23 protein-coding genes are annotated in these 16,516 nt (G+C 65.6%); all 23 read left to right on the forward strand.

The window, feature by feature from the left end; translation table 11 throughout:
* The first annotated feature begins 100 nt into the window (after nucleotides 1-100).
* The gene (locus B3I25_RS11345) at nucleotides 101-499 is read left to right on the forward strand and encodes a carboxymuconolactone decarboxylase family protein (RefSeq protein ID WP_064845218.1); all 399 of its coding nucleotides are present in this window, start codon (nucleotides 101-103) and stop codon (nucleotides 497-499) included.
* Between the two features lie 141 nt (nucleotides 500-640).
* Nucleotides 641-1,852 carry a thiolase family protein gene (locus tag B3I25_RS11350; RefSeq protein WP_064845217.1) on the forward strand — a complete coding sequence of 404 codons (1,212 nt, stop codon included), beginning with the start codon at nucleotides 641-643 and terminating at the stop codon, nucleotides 1,850-1,852.
* A 32-nt stretch (nucleotides 1,853-1,884) separates the two neighbouring features.
* Nucleotides 1,885-2,583, forward strand: a complete 699-nt coding sequence (locus B3I25_RS11355; protein ID WP_035959791.1) for a 3-oxoacid CoA-transferase subunit A — start codon at nucleotides 1,885-1,887, stop codon at nucleotides 2,581-2,583.
* Nucleotides 2,580-3,239 carry a 3-oxoacid CoA-transferase subunit B gene (locus B3I25_RS11360; protein WP_064845215.1) on the forward strand — a complete coding sequence of 220 codons (660 nt, stop codon included), beginning with the start codon at nucleotides 2,580-2,582 and terminating at the stop codon, nucleotides 3,237-3,239. Before B3I25_RS11355 ends, B3I25_RS11360 begins: the two co-directional genes overlap by 4 nt.
* Before the next feature lie 107 nt (nucleotides 3,240-3,346).
* Complete coding sequence (locus B3I25_RS11365; RefSeq protein WP_098054391.1) at nucleotides 3,347-4,165, forward strand: IclR family transcriptional regulator domain-containing protein; 819 nt, start codon at nucleotides 3,347-3,349, stop codon at nucleotides 4,163-4,165.
* A 229-nt stretch (nucleotides 4,166-4,394) separates the two neighbouring features.
* Nucleotides 4,395-4,769, forward strand: coding sequence for a 30S ribosomal protein S12 (gene rpsL / locus B3I25_RS11370; RefSeq protein ID WP_012397684.1), 375 nt, complete (start codon nucleotides 4,395-4,397; stop codon nucleotides 4,767-4,769).
* Entirely contained in the window at nucleotides 4,769-5,239 is a 471-nt protein-coding gene (gene rpsG / locus B3I25_RS11375) for a 30S ribosomal protein S7 (protein ID WP_064845213.1), read from the forward strand. The genes rpsL and rpsG overlap by 1 nt, the downstream gene beginning before the upstream one ends.
* A 79-nt stretch (nucleotides 5,240-5,318) precedes the next feature.
* Nucleotides 5,319-7,433, forward strand: a complete 2,115-nt coding sequence (gene fusA, locus B3I25_RS11380) for an elongation factor G (RefSeq protein WP_131332470.1) — start codon at nucleotides 5,319-5,321, stop codon at nucleotides 7,431-7,433.
* Between the two features lie 160 nt (nucleotides 7,434-7,593).
* Complete coding sequence (gene tuf / locus B3I25_RS11385) at nucleotides 7,594-8,784, forward strand: elongation factor Tu (RefSeq protein ID WP_064845211.1); 1,191 nt, start codon at nucleotides 7,594-7,596, stop codon at nucleotides 8,782-8,784.
* Nucleotides 8,785-9,299: 515 nt separating this feature from the next.
* Nucleotides 9,300-9,608, forward strand: coding sequence for a 30S ribosomal protein S10 (gene rpsJ, locus B3I25_RS11390; protein ID WP_003803825.1), 309 nt, complete (start codon nucleotides 9,300-9,302; stop codon nucleotides 9,606-9,608).
* Nucleotides 9,609-9,624: 16 nt separating this feature from the next.
* Nucleotides 9,625-10,281 carry a 50S ribosomal protein L3 gene (rplC, locus tag B3I25_RS11395; RefSeq protein ID WP_035959743.1) on the forward strand — a complete coding sequence of 219 codons (657 nt, stop codon included), beginning with the start codon at nucleotides 9,625-9,627 and terminating at the stop codon, nucleotides 10,279-10,281.
* A 5-nt stretch (nucleotides 10,282-10,286) separates the two neighbouring features.
* Nucleotides 10,287-10,910, forward strand: a complete 624-nt coding sequence (gene rplD / locus B3I25_RS11400) for a 50S ribosomal protein L4 (protein WP_035959733.1) — start codon at nucleotides 10,287-10,289, stop codon at nucleotides 10,908-10,910.
* Nucleotides 10,907-11,212, forward strand: a complete 306-nt coding sequence (rplW, locus tag B3I25_RS11405; protein ID WP_035959727.1) for a 50S ribosomal protein L23 — start codon at nucleotides 10,907-10,909, stop codon at nucleotides 11,210-11,212. The genes rplD and rplW overlap by 4 nt, the downstream gene beginning before the upstream one ends.
* Before the next feature lie 31 nt (nucleotides 11,213-11,243).
* A complete protein-coding gene (gene rplB, locus B3I25_RS11410) occupies nucleotides 11,244-12,083 on the forward strand; it encodes a 50S ribosomal protein L2 (RefSeq protein ID WP_035959718.1) in 840 nt (279 codons plus the stop codon).
* A 12-nt stretch (nucleotides 12,084-12,095) separates the two neighbouring features.
* Entirely contained in the window at nucleotides 12,096-12,377 is a 282-nt protein-coding gene (gene rpsS / locus B3I25_RS11415; protein ID WP_035959716.1) for a 30S ribosomal protein S19, read from the forward strand.
* A 53-nt stretch (nucleotides 12,378-12,430) separates the two neighbouring features.
* The gene (gene rplV / locus B3I25_RS11420) at nucleotides 12,431-12,796 is read left to right on the forward strand and encodes a 50S ribosomal protein L22 (protein WP_012397693.1); all 366 of its coding nucleotides are present in this window, start codon (nucleotides 12,431-12,433) and stop codon (nucleotides 12,794-12,796) included.
* Entirely contained in the window at nucleotides 12,797-13,630 is an 834-nt protein-coding gene (rpsC, locus tag B3I25_RS11425; RefSeq protein ID WP_085106408.1) for a 30S ribosomal protein S3, read from the forward strand. It abuts the gene before it with no gap.
* On the forward strand, nucleotides 13,630-14,046 hold the full coding sequence (gene rplP, locus B3I25_RS11430) for a 50S ribosomal protein L16 (RefSeq protein ID WP_064845210.1): 417 nt from the start codon (nucleotides 13,630-13,632) through the stop codon (nucleotides 14,044-14,046). The genes rpsC and rplP overlap by 1 nt, the downstream gene beginning before the upstream one ends.
* A gap of 3 nt (nucleotides 14,047-14,049) precedes the next feature.
* On the forward strand, nucleotides 14,050-14,346 hold the full coding sequence (gene rpmC, locus B3I25_RS11435) for a 50S ribosomal protein L29 (RefSeq protein WP_286739156.1): 297 nt from the start codon (nucleotides 14,050-14,052) through the stop codon (nucleotides 14,344-14,346).
* Nucleotides 14,343-14,630, forward strand: a complete 288-nt coding sequence (gene rpsQ, locus B3I25_RS11440) for a 30S ribosomal protein S17 (protein WP_035959699.1) — start codon at nucleotides 14,343-14,345, stop codon at nucleotides 14,628-14,630. Before rpmC ends, rpsQ begins: the two co-directional genes overlap by 4 nt.
* Before the next feature lie 553 nt (nucleotides 14,631-15,183).
* Entirely contained in the window at nucleotides 15,184-15,552 is a 369-nt protein-coding gene (rplN, locus tag B3I25_RS11445) for a 50S ribosomal protein L14 (protein ID WP_035959693.1), read from the forward strand.
* 1 nt (nucleotide 15,553) lies between these two features.
* Nucleotides 15,554-15,892, forward strand: coding sequence for a 50S ribosomal protein L24 (gene rplX, locus B3I25_RS11450; RefSeq protein WP_035959685.1), 339 nt, complete (start codon nucleotides 15,554-15,556; stop codon nucleotides 15,890-15,892).
* A complete protein-coding gene (gene rplE, locus B3I25_RS11455; RefSeq protein WP_035959679.1) occupies nucleotides 15,892-16,461 on the forward strand; it encodes a 50S ribosomal protein L5 in 570 nt (189 codons plus the stop codon). The genes rplX and rplE overlap by 1 nt, the downstream gene beginning before the upstream one ends.
* The last annotated feature ends 55 nt before the right edge of the window (nucleotides 16,462-16,516 follow it).

Raw genomic sequence — 16,516 nt, forward strand, 5'->3', positions numbered from 1 at the left:
GCAAGCGCACGAGACACGGATTCACGGGACGCGGCATGACGGGCCACGATCTCGGGAACGACGACACGAACCAGCACGAGACCAGGAACGAGGAACAGACATGAACCCACGCTCGCAACGCACCGAAGCACAGGCTCTGCAGGACGGGATGACCGTGCGCCGGGAGGTGCTCTCGGACGCCCACGTGGACCGCGCGGAGTCCGGCAAGACCGAGTTCACGGAGGACTTCCAGGACTTCATCTCGCGCTACGCGTGGGGTGAGATCTGGACCCGGCCCGGCCTGGACCGCCGGATGCGCAGCGCGTGCGTGTTGACCGCGCTGATCGCCGCCGGTCACTGGGAGGAGTTCGAGATGCACGTCAAGGCGGCGTTGCGCAACGGGCTGAGCACGGACGAGATCAAGGAGATCCTGCTGCAGTCCGCGATCTACCTCTCCGTCCCGTCCGCCAACAACGCGTTCAAGCACGCGCAGAAGGCGCTGTCGGAGTACTCGGGTTGACCGGAGTTGTTCGCCATGCGAACAAGTGTTCACATGGCGAGCACCGCGCTCTAGACTGAACACATGCAACGCGGTGACCGGACACCCGAGCCCGGCGCCGCCCCGGCCGCGGCCGGGTGAGCTACCACGGTGAGGATCCCCATGAACCACGCATACGTCTACGACGCCATCCGTACCCCGTTCGGGAAGGTGGGTGGCGCGCTCGCGAGCCACCGTCCCGACGACCTCGCGGCCCTCGTGGTGCGCACGCTCGTGGAACGCGCACCCGAGCTGGACCCCGCCACGATCGACGAGGTCTACTTAGGCAATGCCAACGGCGCCGGTGAGGAGAACCGCAACGTGGCGCGCATGGCCACGCTGCTCGCGGGTCTGCCCGTGTCCGTTCCCGGCTCCACGATCAACCGGTTGTGCGGTTCGTCCCTGGACGCCGCGATGATGGGCTCCCGTCAGATCGAGGTGGGGGAAGGGGACTTGCTGCTCGTGGGCGGCGTCGAGTCCATGTCCCGCGCGCCGTGGGTGCTGCCCAAGACCGAGCGGCCCTACCCCATGCAGAACCTCGAACTCGCCAACACGACCCTGGGCTGGCGCCTCGTGAACCCGGACATGCCGAGCGAGTGGACGGTGTCCCTCGGTGAGGCCACCGAGCAGTTGCGCGAGAAGCACGGCATCTCGCGCGAGGACCAGGACGCGTTCGCGGCCACCTCCCACCAGCTCGCGGCCAAGGCGTGGGACGAGGGCAAGTACGACGACATCACGGTCAGCGTGGCCCCCAACACCAAGAAGGGCGTGGAGCTCACCCGGGACGAAACCGTGCGCGGGGACTCCACCCCGGAGACGCTCGCCGGTCTGCGCACCGTGTTCCGCAGTGGTGACAACGCGACCGTCACCGCCGGTAACTCCTCTCCCATGAACGACGGCGCGTCCGCCGTGTGGCTCGGCAGCGAGCGCGGTGCGCAGCTGCTCGGTCGCGAGCCCATCGCCCGTATCGCCGGCCGCGGTGCCGCCGCCAACGAACCACAGTTCTTCGGTGAGGCGCCCGTGGAGGCGGCCAACATCGCCGTGCGCCGCGCGGGGATCACGTGGGACGACGTCGCCGCCGTGGAACTCAACGAGGCCTTCGCCGCGCAGTCGCTCGCGTGCCTGCGCCAGTGGGGTGTGGACCAGAGCATCGTCAACCAGTGGGGCGGGGCCATCGCGATCGGCCACCCGCTCGGCGCCTCCGGGACCCGCGTGTTGGGGACCCTGGCCCGCCGGTTGCAGGAGAGCGGGCAGCGCTGGGGTGTGGCCAGCCTGTGCATCGGCGTGGGGCAGGGCCTCGCGGTGGTGCTCGAGAACGAGAACGCCCAGGGCTGAGACCCCTCCAACCTTTTCGAGAAAGGCACACCATGCTCAACATTGCAGACAGCGCCGCGGCGGCCGTGGAGCTCATCCACGACGGTGCGTGCGTGATGATCGGCGGCTTCGGTGTGGCCGGTCAGCCCGTGGAACTCATCGACGCCCTGATCGAACACGGCGCCAAGGACCTCACGGTCGTGAACAACAACGCCGGCAACGGGGACGTGGGTCTCGCCAAGCTGATCCAGCTGGGCCGCGTGCAGAAGATCATCTGCTCGTTCCCGCGCCAGTCGGACTCGTGGCACTTCGATGAGAAGTACCGCGCCGGTGAGATCGAGCTCGAGGTCGTCCCGCAGGGCAACCTCGCCGAGCGGATCCGCGCCGCCGGTGCCGGGATCGGGGCGTTCTTCACGCCCACCGGTTACGGCACGTCCCTGGCCGAGGGCAAGGAGGTGCGCGAGCTGGACGGCAAGCACCAGGTGCTCGAGTACCCCATCCACGCGGACTTCTCCCTGACCAAGGCGTACCGGGCGGACAAGGCCGGCAACCTCGTGTACCGCAAGACGGCGCGCAACTTCGGCCCCATCATGGCTGCGGCGGCCACGCACTCCATCGTGCAGGTCAGCGACATCGTGGAGCGCGGGCAGATCGATCCCGAGGTCGTGGTGACCCCTGGGATCTACGTGGACACCGTGGTGCAGATCAACCGGCCCCAGCAGCAGGACCCGCGAGAGGAAGGTGCGGCATGAGCGTTCCGCAGAACAGTGATCACCCGTTGAGCCCGGAGGAACTCGCGGAGGTCGTGGCGCGGGACATCCCCGCCGGGGCGTACGTGAACCTGGGCATCGGCCAGCCCACCCTGGTCTCCAACTACCTCAGCGCCGAGGACGACGTCACCCTGCACACCGAGAACGGGATGCTCGGGATGGGTGCGGAGGCCCACGGGGACGAGGTGGACCCGGACCTGATCAACGCCGGCAAGATCCCCGTGGTCGAGACCGAGGGCTGCTCGTACTTCCACCACGCAGACTCGTTTGCCATGATGCGCGGCGGTCACCTGGACTGCTGCGTGCTGGGTGCGTTCCAGGTGGACCAGCAAGGCAACCTCGCCAACTGGCACACCGGTAAGCCGGACGCGATCCCCGCCGTGGGCGGTGCCATGGACCTCGCCACCGGCGCCAAGCAGACCTTCGTGATGATGACCCTGAAGACCAAGAAGGGTCAGTCGAAGCTCGTGAAGGAGTGCACCATGCCGCTCACGGGCGTGGGCTGCGTGTCCCGGATCTACACGGACCTCGGCGTGTTCCTCCTCGAAGACGGCAAGGTCACGGTGCGCGAGACCTTCGGTGTCGGCTTCGACGAACTCGCCCAGCAGGTGGATGTGGAGCTGACACCCGCCCAGTGACCCGCGCGGTATTCTGCCGGGTAGTGTGCCGATGGTGTCGCGCGGACCGTTCGCGGTGCCATCGCCGTGTCGATCAGTGACCCACGCGGCGTCGTGGGGGAGAGAGGGTGGTCACCACGACCGGTAGCAACGACTCCGCCCCCGGGGACGGTTTCGTGCAGTCGCTCGCGCGCGGGCTCGCCGTGATCGGGGCGTTCGACGCCGAACGCCCCGCCATGAGCCTGTCCGAGGTGGCCCGGCAGACCCAGCTGACCCGCGCGACCGCCCGCCGGTTCCTGCTCACGCTCGAGTCCCTGGGTTACGTGCGCTCGGACGGGCGGCGCTTCGAACTCACGCCCAAGGTACTGAGCCTGGGCTACTCCTATCTCTCCGCGCTGTCGCTGCCGCAACTGGCCCAGCCCCACCTGCGTTCGTTGTCGGACGAGCTCGGGGAATCCACGTCCATGTCCGTGCTCGACGGCGCGGAGATCGTCTACGTCGCGCGCGTGGCCACCCAGCGGATCATGAGCGTGAGCATCTCGCTCGGCACGAGGTTCCCGGCGTACGCAACCTCCATGGGCCGGGTCCTGCTCGCGGCACTGCCCCCCGAGGAGCTCGCGGAACTGCTCGAGCGGGCGCAACCGCGCAGCTTGACCCCGCTGACACTCACGGACCACACGCAGCTGCGGGCGCAGATCGCCGCCGTGCGTCGTGCCGGCCACGCCGTGGTGGACCAGGAACTCGAACTCGGGCTGCGCTCCGTGGCCGTGCCGGTGACGGACGGCACGGGAGCGGTGGTGGCCGCGATCAACGTGTCCATGCGCGCGGGCCTCGGATCCGGGGACGTGGAACACCTGGACCGCCGCGTGGTCCCCGCCCTGCAACGGTGCGCCGCCGCCCTGTCGGCGGACGTCGTGACCTCCGGCAAAAGCGATTTCTCCTCCTGAGACGCGAGCTGCTATGCTAAGGAAGAATTGCTCGATTCCGGGCAGTCCTCAGATGGCAAATCGGACACCGTCCTGTGGTACGCACCTTGTACCTAGATGCCATCTTTCGTCATGCTCGGACACGGTTTCGTCGCAGTCACTACTGCTGATCCGTCCCGGCGGGCCCGGGATCAATATTCCGCCATCAACGGGGGCGGCCACCGCCGGTCCCGTTCCAACAGGAGGCACTGTGCCAACTATCCAGCAACTGGTCCGCAAGGGCCGGCACTCCAAGGTCGTGAAGACCAAGGCTCCCGCGCTCAAGGGCAACCCCATGAAGCGCGGCGTCTGCACCCGCGTGTTCACCACGACCCCCAAGAAGCCGAATTCGGCGCTGCGCAAGGTGGCCCGTGTGAAGCTCAACGGCGGCGTGGAAGTCACCGCCTACATCCCGGGCGAGGGCCACAACCTTCAGGAACACTCCATCGTGCTCGTGCGCGGTGGTCGTGTGAAGGACCTGCCGGGTGTCCGTTACAAGATCGTGCGCGGCGCGCTCGACACCCAGGGTGTCAAGGGCCGTCAGCAGGCTCGCTCCCGCTACGGCGCGAAGAAGGAGAAGAAGTAATGCCTCGTAAAGGTCCCGCTCCCAAGCGCCCCCTCGTCGTCGATCCCGTTTACGGCTCGCCCGTGGTCACGCAGCTGATCAACAAGGTCCTGCAGGACGGCAAGAAGTCCACCGCCGAGCGCATCGTCTACGGTGCCCTCGAGGGTGTGCGCAACAAGACCAACTCCGATCCCGTGGCCACCCTGAAGAAGGCCCTGGACAACGTCAAGCCCGCCCTCGAGGTCCGCTCCCGTCGTGTCGGTGGCGCCACCTACCAGGTGCCGGTCGAGGTCAAGGCAGGCCGCGCCCAGGCGCTGTCGCTGCGCTGGCTCGTGGGCTACTCCAAGGCGCGTCGTGAGAACACCATGACCGAGCGTCTGCAGAACGAGATCCTCGACGCCTCCAACGGCCTCGGTGCCGCTGTGAAGCGCCGCGAGGACACCCACAAGATGGCCGAATCCAACAAGGCCTTCGCCCACTACCGCTGGTAAAATTCGGTAGTCCTGTCGGCCCCGCCCCGCGCGGGGCCGACACCAGGGCCCGGCACTACCTTTTACGAAGGGAACCATCGTGGCACTCGACGTGCTTACCGACCTCAAGAAGGTCCGCAATATCGGCATCATGGCTCACATCGATGCCGGTAAGACCACGACCACCGAACGAATCCTGTTCTACACGGGCATCAACCACAAGCTCGGCGAAACGCACGACGGTGCATCCACGATGGACTGGATGGCTCAGGAGCAGGAACGCGGCATCACCATCACGTCCGCCGCGACCTCGTGCTACTGGCACGACTACCAGATCAACATCATCGACACCCCGGGTCACGTGGACTTCACGGTCGAGGTCGAGCGCTCCCTGCGCGTGCTCGACGGCGCCGTGGCCGTCTTCGACGGCAAGGAGGGCGTGGAGCCCCAGTCCGAGACCGTGTGGCGCCAGGCCGATAAGTACGAAGTGCCCCGCATCTGCTTCGTCAACAAGATGGACAAGCTGGGCGCCGACTTCTACTTCACCGTGGACACCATCAAGTCCCGCCTGGGCGCGACCCCGCTCGTGCTGCAGCTGCCGATCGGTGCCGAGAACGACTTCGTGGGCGTCATCGACCTGGTGACCATGAAGGCTCTCGTGTGGGAGGGCGACTCCAAGGGTGACGTCTCCCTGGGTGCCAAGTACGAGACGCGCGAGATCCCCGAGGACCTGAAGGACCGCGCGGATGACTACCGCAACCAGCTCGTCGAGGCCGTCGCGGAGGCGGACGACGAGCTCATGGAGAAGTACCTCGGCGGCGAGGAGCTCACCGAGGACGAGATCAAGGCTGGCATCCGCAAGCTGACGATCACTTCCCAGGCCTACCCCGTGCTGTGTGGCTCGGCGTTCAAGAACCGCGGCGTGCAGCCCATGCTCGACGCCGTGGTGGACTACCTGCCCTCCCCGCTCGACGTGGAGGACGTGCAGGGCCACGCCATCAACGACGAGGAAGAGGTCATGACCCGCGCCGCGGACGCCAACGGCCCCTTCGCGGCCCTCGCGTTCAAGGTCGCCTCGCACCCGTTCTACGGCCAGCTCACGTACATCCGCGTGTACTCCGGCAAGGCGAAGGCCGGCGAGCAGGTCATGAACTCCACCAAGGGCAAGCGCGAGCGCATCGGCAAGCTCTTCCAGATGCACTCCAACAAGGAGAACCCGGTGGACGAGATCTCCGCCGGTCACATCTACGCGGCGATCGGTCTGAAGGACACCACCACGGGCGACACCCTGTGCGATTCGAACAACCAGATCGTGCTGGAGTCCATGAGCTTCCCCCAGCCTGTGATCTTCGTGGCCATCGAGCCCAAGACCAAGGGTGACCAGGAGAAGCTGTCCACCGCCATCCAGAAGCTCTCCGCGGAGGACCCCACCTTCACGGTGTCCCTCAACGACGAGACCGGCCAGACCGAGATCGGCGGCATGGGCGAGCTGCACCTGGACATCCTGGTGGACCGCATGAAGCGCGAGTTCAAGGTCGAGGCCAACGTGGGCAAGCCGCAGGTGGCCTACCGCGAGACCATCAAGAAGGCCGTGGACAAGGTCGACTACACCCACAAGAAGCAGACCGGTGGTTCCGGCCAGTTCGCCAAGGTGCAGGTTTCCTTCGAGCCGCTGCCGCTGGACGCGGAGGAGCTGTACGAGTTCGACAATGCCGTGACCGGTGGTCGCGTGCCGCGCGAGTACATCCCCTCGGTGGACCACGGTATCCAGGACGCCATGCAGTTGGGCATCCTCGCGGGCTACCCGGTGGTGGGCGTCAAGGCCACCCTGATCGACGGTGCCTACCACGACGTGGACTCCTCGGAAATGGCGTTCAAGATCGCCGGCTCGATGGTGTTCAAGGAAGGTGCCCGGCGTGCCAACCCGGTCCTGCTCGAGCCGCTCATGGCCGTGGAGGTGCGTACCCCGGAAGAGTACATGGGTGACGTCATCGGTGACCTGAACTCCCGCCGTGGCCAGATCCAGTCCATGGAGGACGTCGCGGGTGTCAAGCTCGTGAAGGCCCTGGTGCCCTTGTCGGAGATGTTCGGCTACATCGGTGACCTGCGGTCCAAGACCCAGGGTCGCGCGGTGTACTCGATGGAGTTCGACAGCTACTCGGAGGTCCCCAAGGCCGTGGCCGAGGAGATCATCCAGAAGAACCGCGGCGAGTGAGCCGGCGGGGCCCACGCCCCGTGATTTCAGTAAATTCGTAATCCAGAAGTAGACTTGCACAGGTTTCGACACGCGCAGCGTCTGAAGCGCTGTGGTCCCACGCTCCGTGGTCCGGAGCAGTCGAGCAAGTCTCACCTCAATGTTCTAGGAGGAACACATCATGGCGAAGGCCAAGTTCGAGCGCACCAAGCCGCACCTCAACATTGGCACCATCGGCCACGTTGACCACGGCAAGACCACGCTCACCGCTGCGATCTCCAAGGTTCTGGCCGACAAGTACCCGGACGTCAACGAGCAGCGTGACTTCGGTGCGATCGACTCCGCCCCGGAGGAGAAGCAGCGCGGCATCACGATCAACATCTCTCACATCGAGTACCAGACCGACAAGCGTCACTACGCCCACGTGGACGCCCCCGGTCACGCCGACTACGTGAAGAACATGATCACCGGTGCCGCTCAGATGGACGGCGCGATCCTCGTGGTCGCCGCGACCGACGGCCCCATGGCCCAGACCCGCGAGCACGTCCTGCTCGCCCGCCAGGTGGGCGTGCCTTACCTGCTGGTGGCGCTGAACAAGTCCGACATGGTCGACGACGAAGAGCTGCTCGACCTCGTCGAGATGGAGGTCCGCGAGCTGCTGTCCGACCAGGGCTTCGACGGCGACAACGCCCCCGTGGTGCGCGTCTCCGCTCTGAAGGCCCTCGAGGGCGACGCAGAGTGGGTCAAGTCTGTCGAGGACCTCATGGAGGCCGTGGACGAGAACGTCCCGGACCCCGTGCGTGACACCGACAAGCCCTTCCTGATGCCCATCGAGGACGTCTTCACGATCACCGGTCGCGGCACCGTGGTGACCGGCCGCGCCGAGCGCGGTACCCTGCCGATCAACTCCGAGGTCGAGATCGTGGGCATCCGCCCCGTGCAGAAGACCACGGTGACCGGTATCGAGATGTTCCACAAGCAGATGGACGAAGCCATGGCCGGCGAGAACTGCGGTCTGCTGCTGCGCGGTCTCAAGCGCGACGACGTCGAGCGTGGCCAGGTCGTGTGCAAGCCGGGTTCCATCACCCCGCACACCGACTTCGAGGCCAACGTCTACATCCTGTCCAAGGAAGAGGGCGGGCGTCACAACCCGTTCTACTCGAACTACCGCCCGCAGTTCTACTTCCGCACCACGGACGTCACCGGCGTCATCACCCTGCCCGAGGGCACCGAGATGGTCATGCCCGGTGACAACACCGAGATGACGGTCGAGCTGATCCAGCCGATCGCCATGGAGGAAGGCCTCGGCTTCGCCATCCGTGAGGGTGGCCGCACCGTGGGCTCCGGTCGTGTGACCAAGATCAACAAGTAAGACCCGTTGATCCGGTGAGGCGCTGAGTCGAACCTTCGAGAACCCCGTGGTCCGTTCAGGACCGCGGGGTTCTCGCATGTTCGGGCGGCGGCGTGCCCGCCGGCCCGAGGGAGTAGGGACGTGGCCGGTTTGCGCGCTCCCCCGGATCTCTGGCAGAATGGTCGCTGTTGTTCGCTCAGCGACGCGGGATTCCCGTGCGCCAGTCGAGCGCGTGGAGTCCATTGCGAGAACCGGGTGCGGAGCAGTCGCGCAACCGAAGCAAACGCAATGCAGCGAACTTCCACGCGGATATCACCGCGGACAACCATTTTTCAACCGGCACCGCATCATTGTGTGGACCGGGCGGCGCGCTCCTCGCGCGACACGCCCGAGTTCGGGTGCCGGGGCCCCGACAGGGTGAGGAACCCGGAAGTTTCCGGATTCAGTCTGTGCGGGGTGGCGAGCACGATCGCCGAGCACAAGGAGTCCGCGGACTCCATACAGGGAAGTACTTGAAGAAAGAGAGTCACGACGCCATGGCGGGACAAAAAATCCGCATCCGGCTGAAGTCCTATGACCACGAGGTCATCGACGTCTCGGCCCGGAAGATCGTTGAGACGGTGACGCGCGCAGGCGCCACGGTGGTGGGACCCGTCCCGCTGCCCACCGAGAAGAATGTGTACTGCGTGATCCGCTCGCCGCACAAGTACAAGGACAGCCGTGAGCATTTCGAGATGCGCACCCACAAGCGGCTGATCGACATCATCGACCCCACGCCCAAGGCCGTCGACTCGCTCATGCGTCTCGACCTGCCCGCTGACGTGAACATCGAAATCAAGCTGTAAAAAGGATCGCACCCCAATGACTACCACTTTCGAACGCCAGGTGAAGGGCCTGCTGGGCACGAAGCTCGGCATGACCCAGGTCTGGGACGAGAACGGGAAGTTCGTGCCGGTGACCGTGGTCAAGGCCGACTCCAACGTCGTGACGCAGCTGCGCAACGAGGACAAGGACGGCTACAACGCCGTGCAGATCGGCTTCGGTGCGATCGATCCCCGCAAGGTGACCAAGCCACTGGCCGGTCACTTCGCCGCTGCAGGCGTGACGCCCCGTCGTCATGTCGTCGAACTTCGTACTTCCGACGCCGCTGAGTACGAGCTGGGACAGGAACTGTCCGTCGAGCTCTTCGAGGCCGGTGCCAAGGTCGACGTCGTCGGCACCACCAAGGGTAAGGGCACCGCGGGTGTCATGAAGCGCCACGGCTTCGCCGGTGTGGGCGCCTCCCACGGTGCACACAAGAACCACCGCAAGCCGGGTTCCATCGGCGGCGCATCGTACCCCGCTCGCGTGTTCAAGGGCATGCGCATGGCCGGCCGGATGGGCAACGCCCGTCACACGACCATGAACCTGACCGTGCACGCTGTCGACGCCGAGAACTCCCTGCTGCTCATCAAGGGCGCCCTGCCGGGCCCCAAGGGATCGGTCGTCCTCGTCCGTTCCACCGTGAAGGGAGCCTGATACTCATGGCAACTGAAACCGTCAACGTCGAGCTGCCCGCTGAGATCTTCGACGCCCAGACCAACGTGGCGCTGCTGCACCAGGTCGTCGTCGCCCAGCTGGCCGCCGCCCGTCAGGGCACGCACAAGACCAAGACCCGCGCGGAGGTCTCCGGCGCCGGTCGCAAGCCGTTCAAGCAGAAGGGCACCGGCCGGGCTCGTCAGGGCTCCATCCGCGCCCCGCACATGACCGGCGGTGGCGTGGTGCACGGCCCCACGCCGCGTGACTACTCCCAGCGCACGCCCAAGAAGATGAAGGCTGCCGCCCTGCGCGGTGCCCTCTCGGACCGGGCCCGTAACGGCCGCATCCACGTGGTCGCGGACCTGGTGAGCGGCGAGCAGCCGTCCACGAAGGCCGCCAAGGAGGCGCTGCGTTCGCTCACCGAGCGCAAGAACCTGCTCGTGGTGCTGAACCGTGGCGAGGACAACGCCGCGCTGTCCGTGCGCAACCTGGTCAACGTGCACGCCGTGTACGCCGATCAGCTCAACACGTACGACGTGCTCGTCTCGGACGACGTGGTCTTCACCAAGGCCGCTTACGACTCGTTCGTCGCAGCCGCGTCCGGTAGCAAGCAGGAGGACGCCAAGTGAGCGTTATCTACAACAAGGACCCGCGCGACGTCATCATCCGTCCCGTGGTCTCCGAGAAGTCCTACGGTCTGATCGACGAGGGCAAGTACACCTTCCAGGTGGCCCCCTCCGCCAACAAGACCGAGATCAAGTACGCGATCGAGCACATCTTCGGTGTCAAGGTCGCGTCCGTGAACACCCTCAACCGTCCCGGTAAGCGTAAGCGCACGCGCTTCGGCTGGGGACAGCGTAAGGCCACCAAGCGTGCCATCGTGTCCCTCCGGGAAGGCTCCATCGACATCTTCGGCGGTCCGCTCTCTTGAGCGGAGACCACTTTAACGAGGAACTCAAAACATGGCTATCCGTAAGCACAAGCCGACAACCCCGGGCCGTCGTGGCTCGTCGGTTGCGGACTTCGTAGAAATCACGCGCACCACGCCCGAGAAGTCCCTGGTGCGTCCGCTGCCCAAGAAGGGCGGTCGTAACAACACCGGCCGCATCACCACCCGTCACAAGGGTGGCGGGCACAAGCGCCAGTACCGCGTGATTGACTTCCGTCGTCACGACAAGGACGGCGTGGACGCGAAGGTCGCCCACATCGAGTACGACCCGAACCGTACGGCTCGGATCGCGCTGCTGCACTACGTGGACGGCACCAAGCGCTACATCATCGCGCCGAACCGCCTGCGTCAGGGCGACGTCGTGGAGTCTGGCCCCAATGCCGACATCAAGCCGGGCAACAACCTGCCGCTGCGCAACATCCCCGTGGGTACCGTGCTGCACGCGGTGGAGCTGCGTCCGGGTGGGGGAGCCAAGCTCGCCCGTTCCGCCGGCGCATCCGTGCAGTTGGTCGCCCGTGAGGGCAAGTACGGTCAGCTGCGCCTGCCCTCCGGTGAAATCCGCAACGTGGACGTGCGCTGCCGTGCGACCGTGGGCGAGGTCGGTAACGCCGAGCAGTCCAACATCAACTGGGGCAAGGCCGGACGTAACCGCTGGAAGGGCATCCGCCCGACCGTCCGCGGTGTGGTCATGAACCCCGTGGACCACCCGCACGGTGGTGGCGAGGGCAAGACCTCCGGTGGTCGTCACCCGGTCAACCCCAACGGTAAGCCCGAGGGACGCACCCGTCGCCCCAACAAGGAAAGCGACAAGCTCATCGTGCGTCGTCGTCGTACCGGCAAGAACAAGCGCTAAGGAGCCTGACTAATGCCACGCAGCCTCAAGAAGGGCCCTTTCGTTGATCAGCACCTCTTCGTGAAGGTCGCCAAGGAGAACGAGAAGGGCACCAAGAACGTCATCAAGACGTGGTCCCGCCGCTCGATGATCGTGCCCGACATGCTCGGACACACGATTGCCGTGCACGACGGACGCAAGCATGTCCCGGTGTTCATCACTGAGTCGATGGTCGGGCACAAGCTCGGCGAATTCGCCCCCACCCGCACGTTCCGCGGCCATGTGAAGGACGACAAGAAGGGCAAGCGTCGCTGACCCCTCGGGGTGAGCACGTTGCACTTCTTCGACAAGACGAGAGAAGGAAAGCAATGGAAGCCAAGGCATCTGCGCGCTACATCCGCGTGACGCCTATGAAGGCCCGGCGCGTCGTCAACCTGATTCGTGGCCAGCAGGCGAATGAGGCGTTGGCGATTCTGAAGTTTGCCCCGCAGGCAGCTTCAGAGCCGGTGTTCAAGGTTCTCGAATCCGCCGTGGCCAACGCCCGGCAGAAGGCCGACCGCGAGGGTCTCGCGTTCAAGCCGGAAGACCTCGTGGTCTCCGCGGCCTTCGTGGACGAGGGACCCACCATGAAGCGGTTCCAGCCGCGTGCCCAGGGCCGTGCGTTCCGCATCAACAAGCGCACGAGCCACGTGACCGTGGTCGTGGCGACCCCGGAGAAGGAGGAGGTCCGCTAAGTGGGACAGAAAATCAACCCCAACGGATTCCGTCTGGGTATCACCACCGACCACGTCTCGCACTGGTACGCGGACTCGAACCAGCCGGGTCAGCGCTACAAGGACTACATCCGCGAGGATGTGAAAATCCGCGAGCTCATGTCCACGGGCATGGAGCGCGCCGGCATCGCCAAGGTCGAGATCGAGCGCACCCGTGACCGCGTCCGCGTGGACATCCACACGGCGCGCCCGGGCATCGTGATCGGCCGCCGCGGCGCCGAGGCGGACCGGATCCGCGGTGAGCTCGAGAAGCTCACCGGCAAGCAGATCCAGCTCAACATCCTCGAGGTCAAGAACCCGGAGACCGACGCCCAGCTCGTCGCTCAGGGTGTCGCCGAGCAGCTGGCCTCCCGTGTCGCGTTCCGTCGCGCCATGAAGAAGGCCATCCAGTCCGCGCAGCGCGCCGGTGCCAAGGGCATCCGGATCCAGTGCGCCGGCCGCCTCGGCGGGGCGGAGATGTCCCGTTCGGAGTTCTACCGCGAAGGCCGTGTGCCCCTGCACACCCTGCGCGCGAACATCGACTACGGCTTCTTCGAGGCCAAGACCACCTTCGGCCGCATCGGCGTGAAGGTCTGGATCTACAAGGGCGACCTCACCGACAAGGAACTCGCTGCCCAGCAGGCCGCTGCTCCCTCCTCGCGGGGTCGCAACGACCGTCGCGGTGGCGGCGGGGGCGAGCGTCGTCGTCGCCCGAATGACCGTAACGACCGTGGTGGACGCCGTGAGCGCGACTCCGCCGCAGCCCCGCAGCAGAACACCGCTGCGGAGGCGACCAACGCAGAGGGTGGTAAGTAATGCTCATCCCACGTCGTGTGAAGTTCCGTAAGCAGCACCACCCGCGTCGTCGGGGTCAGGCGAAGGGCGGAACCCAGGTCACGTTCGGCGAGTGGGGCATCCAGGCGCTGAGCCCGGCGTACGTCACGAACCGTCAGATCGAGGCCGCGCGTATCGCCATGACCCGTCACATCAAGCGTGGCGGCAAGGTCTGGATCAACATCTACCCGGATCGTCCCCTGACCAAGAAGCCCGCCGAGACCCGCATGGGTTCCGGTAAGGGTTCCCCCGAGTGGTGGATCGCTAACGTCAAGCCCGGACGCGTGTTGTTCGAGATCTCCGGCGTGAGCGAGGACGTGGCGCGTGAGGCGCTGCGCCTGGCCATCCACAAGCTCCCGATGAAGGCACGCATCGTGCGTCGCGAAGGCGGTGAATGATCAATGGCTATTGGATCCAAGGATCTGAACATGGAGAACCTCGCGGCTCTCGACACCGGTGCCCTCACCGACCAGCTGCGCAAGTCCAAGGAAGAGCTGTTCAACCTGCGCTTCCAGGCCGCGACCGGTCAGCTCGAGAGCAACGGGCGTCTCAAGTCCGTCAAACGCGACATTGCCCGGATCTACACCGTGCTGCGTGAGCGCGAGCTCGGGATCCGCGAGGACGTGGCGTCGGCTGCTGAGAAGACCGAGAAGAAGGCCTCGAAGAAGGCTGCCAAGTCTGAGGATGATGCCAAGTGAGCGAGCAGGTTAACAACGAATCGGCCGCGGCCGAGCGCGGTGACCGCAAGACCCGCCAGGGCTACGTGGTCTCCGACAAGATGGACAAGACCGTGGTCGTCCAGGTCGAGGACCGCGTCAAGCACGCCCTGTACGGCAAGGTGCTGCGCAAGTCCAAGCGTGTGAAGGCCCACGACGAGCAGAACACCTGCGGCGTCGGGGACCTCGTGCGCATCGCCGAGACCCGTCCGCTGTCCGCCACCAAGAACTGGCGGATCGTGGAGATCATCGAGAAGGCCAAGTAAGTCCTCCTCGACAGCGTCAAGGGCCCCCGACCGGTTGCGGTCGGGGGCCCTTGCGCGTGCACGACGGCGCTGCCCGGCGCCGTTCCCGCGTCCACCCGCGCCCCGGCCGTCGGCCTGTACATCGATTGGCGTTCCCCGCCGGGGCGCGGTAGAGTAGGCCAGTACGCGTGTCGACACACGTGTGCCCACTCTGACTTCGACCCTGCTGAGTCAGAATCCACGTCCGCCCCACGTGCGCTGTGCGCACCGTACCGGGACGGCGGCAAGCCCCACGGTGCGTCCGTGGGCGGCTCCGCGCGTTGCACGCCGCGGTTGCTGCCACAACTTGCTCGTTGATTCTGCATTCAGCCACGAATCCGAGCAGGGCAGCACGGCGAACCCGTTCGCCATCCATGTGTGAGCGATCATCGCGTACGAACTCCGCGCACGCCCCGGACCCCTCCTACGGTCACGGGGAACACCGTGGCGTGGAGCGTTCACACGACCACCGTTCCGCAAGGCTCGGCATTCAGCACCATCGGATGAGAACCAGCGCGACGACAGGAGTAAATCAGTGATTCAGCAGGAATCGCGGCTGAGGGTCGCCGACAACACGGGTGCGAAGGAAATTCTCACCATCCGTGTGCTCGGTGGATCCGGACGCCGTTACGCAGGCATTGGCGACATCATCGTCGCCACCGTCAAGGACGCCATCCCCGGCGGCAACGTCAAGAAGGGTGACGTCGTCAAGGCGGTTGTGGTCCGTACCAAGAAGCAGAGGCGCCGTCCCGACGGTTCCTACATCCGTTTCGACGAGAACGCCGCAGTGATCTTGAAGAACGACGGGGACCCCCGCGGCACGCGCATCTTCGGCCCCGTGGGCCGCGAGCTGCGCGACAAGAAGTTCATGAAGATCGTCTCGCTGGCCCCGGAGGTGCTCTGACATGGCGAAATTCAAGATCAAGACCGGCGACCTGGTTCAGGTCATCACCGGTAAGAACAAGGGCGAGCAGGGCAAGGTCCTGCGCGTGATCACCGAGACCTCCCGCGTGGTGGTCGAGGGCGTCAACGTCGTGACCAAGCACAAGCGCGCCAACGCCCAGGGCGAAGCCGGCGGCCTCGTCAAGTCCGAGGCTCCGATCCACATCTCCAACGTGATGCTCGTGGACCCGGAGACCGGCAAGCCGACCCGTGTGGGCTACCGCACCGAGACCGTGGAGCGCAACGGCAAGCAGAAGACCGTCCGCGTTCGCGTGTCCAAGAGCACCGGCAAGGATCTGTGATGAGCGAAACCACCGAAACCAAGTTCACCCCCCGGTTCAAGACCAAGTACCAGGAGACCGTCGTCCCGGCCCTGCAGGAGCAGTTCGGCTACGCGAACGTCATGCAGATGCCGCGCGTGGTCAAGGTCGTGGTCAACATGGGTCTGGGCGAGGCGGCCAAGGACTCCAAGCTGGTGGACAACGCCATCAAGGACCTCACCGCCATCACCGGTCAGAAGCCCGTGGTCAACCGGGCCAAGAAGTCCATTGCGCAGTTCAAGCTGCGTGAGGGAATGCCCATCGGCGCGCACGTCACCATGCGTGGCGAGCGGATGTGGGAATTCCTGGACCGTCTCGTCACGCTCGCGCTGCCGCGTATCCGTGACTTCCGTGGTCTGTCCGACCGTCACTTCGACGGCAACGGCAACTACACCTTCGGTCTGACGGAACAGTCCATGTTCCACGAGATCGATCAGGACAAGATCGATCGCGTGCGCGGTATGGACATCACCGTGGTCACCTCCGCCAAGACCGACGACGAGGGTCGCGCGCTGCTCAAGGCGCTCGGTTTCCCGTTCAAGACCAACTGATTCCATCGACGTCAGAAGGTCCCTGCGGGCTGCAACCGGCAGGGAAACCCTGACG

Source organism: Kocuria sp. UBA1838 (assembly GCF_002338785.1).
Taxonomy (GTDB): domain Bacteria; phylum Actinomycetota; class Actinomycetes; order Actinomycetales; family Micrococcaceae; genus Kocuria; species Kocuria marina.

What these genes read in the sequence shown, in the direction of transcription:
- B3I25_RS11345 (WP_064845218.1), top strand. Translation starts at nt 101, where the DNA reads ATGAACCCACGCTCGCAACGCACCGAAGCACAGGCTCTGCAGGACGGG.
- B3I25_RS11350 (WP_064845217.1), top strand. Translation starts at nt 641, where the DNA reads ATGAACCACGCATACGTCTACGACGCCATCCGTACCCCGTTCGGGAAG.
- B3I25_RS11355 (WP_035959791.1), top strand. Translation starts at nt 1,885, where the DNA reads ATGCTCAACATTGCAGACAGCGCCGCGGCGGCCGTGGAGCTCATCCAC.
- B3I25_RS11360 (WP_064845215.1), top strand. Translation starts at nt 2,580, where the DNA reads ATGAGCGTTCCGCAGAACAGTGATCACCCGTTGAGCCCGGAGGAACTC.
- rpsG (WP_064845213.1), top strand. Translation starts at nt 4,769, where the DNA reads ATGCCTCGTAAAGGTCCCGCTCCCAAGCGCCCCCTCGTCGTCGATCCC.
- tuf (WP_064845211.1), top strand. Translation starts at nt 7,594, where the DNA reads ATGGCGAAGGCCAAGTTCGAGCGCACCAAGCCGCACCTCAACATTGGC.
- rpsJ (WP_003803825.1), top strand. Translation starts at nt 9,300, where the DNA reads ATGGCGGGACAAAAAATCCGCATCCGGCTGAAGTCCTATGACCACGAG.
- rplC (WP_035959743.1), top strand. Translation starts at nt 9,625, where the DNA reads ATGACTACCACTTTCGAACGCCAGGTGAAGGGCCTGCTGGGCACGAAG.
- rplD (WP_035959733.1), top strand. Translation starts at nt 10,287, where the DNA reads ATGGCAACTGAAACCGTCAACGTCGAGCTGCCCGCTGAGATCTTCGAC.
- rplB (WP_035959718.1), top strand. Translation starts at nt 11,244, where the DNA reads ATGGCTATCCGTAAGCACAAGCCGACAACCCCGGGCCGTCGTGGCTCG.
- rpsS (WP_035959716.1), top strand. Translation starts at nt 12,096, where the DNA reads ATGCCACGCAGCCTCAAGAAGGGCCCTTTCGTTGATCAGCACCTCTTC.
- rplV (WP_012397693.1), top strand. Translation starts at nt 12,431, where the DNA reads ATGGAAGCCAAGGCATCTGCGCGCTACATCCGCGTGACGCCTATGAAG.
- rplP (WP_064845210.1), top strand. Translation starts at nt 13,630, where the DNA reads ATGCTCATCCCACGTCGTGTGAAGTTCCGTAAGCAGCACCACCCGCGT.
- rpmC (WP_286739156.1), top strand. Translation starts at nt 14,050, where the DNA reads ATGGCTATTGGATCCAAGGATCTGAACATGGAGAACCTCGCGGCTCTC.
- rplX (WP_035959685.1), top strand. Translation starts at nt 15,554, where the DNA reads ATGGCGAAATTCAAGATCAAGACCGGCGACCTGGTTCAGGTCATCACC.
- rplE (WP_035959679.1), top strand. Translation starts at nt 15,892, where the DNA reads ATGAGCGAAACCACCGAAACCAAGTTCACCCCCCGGTTCAAGACCAAG.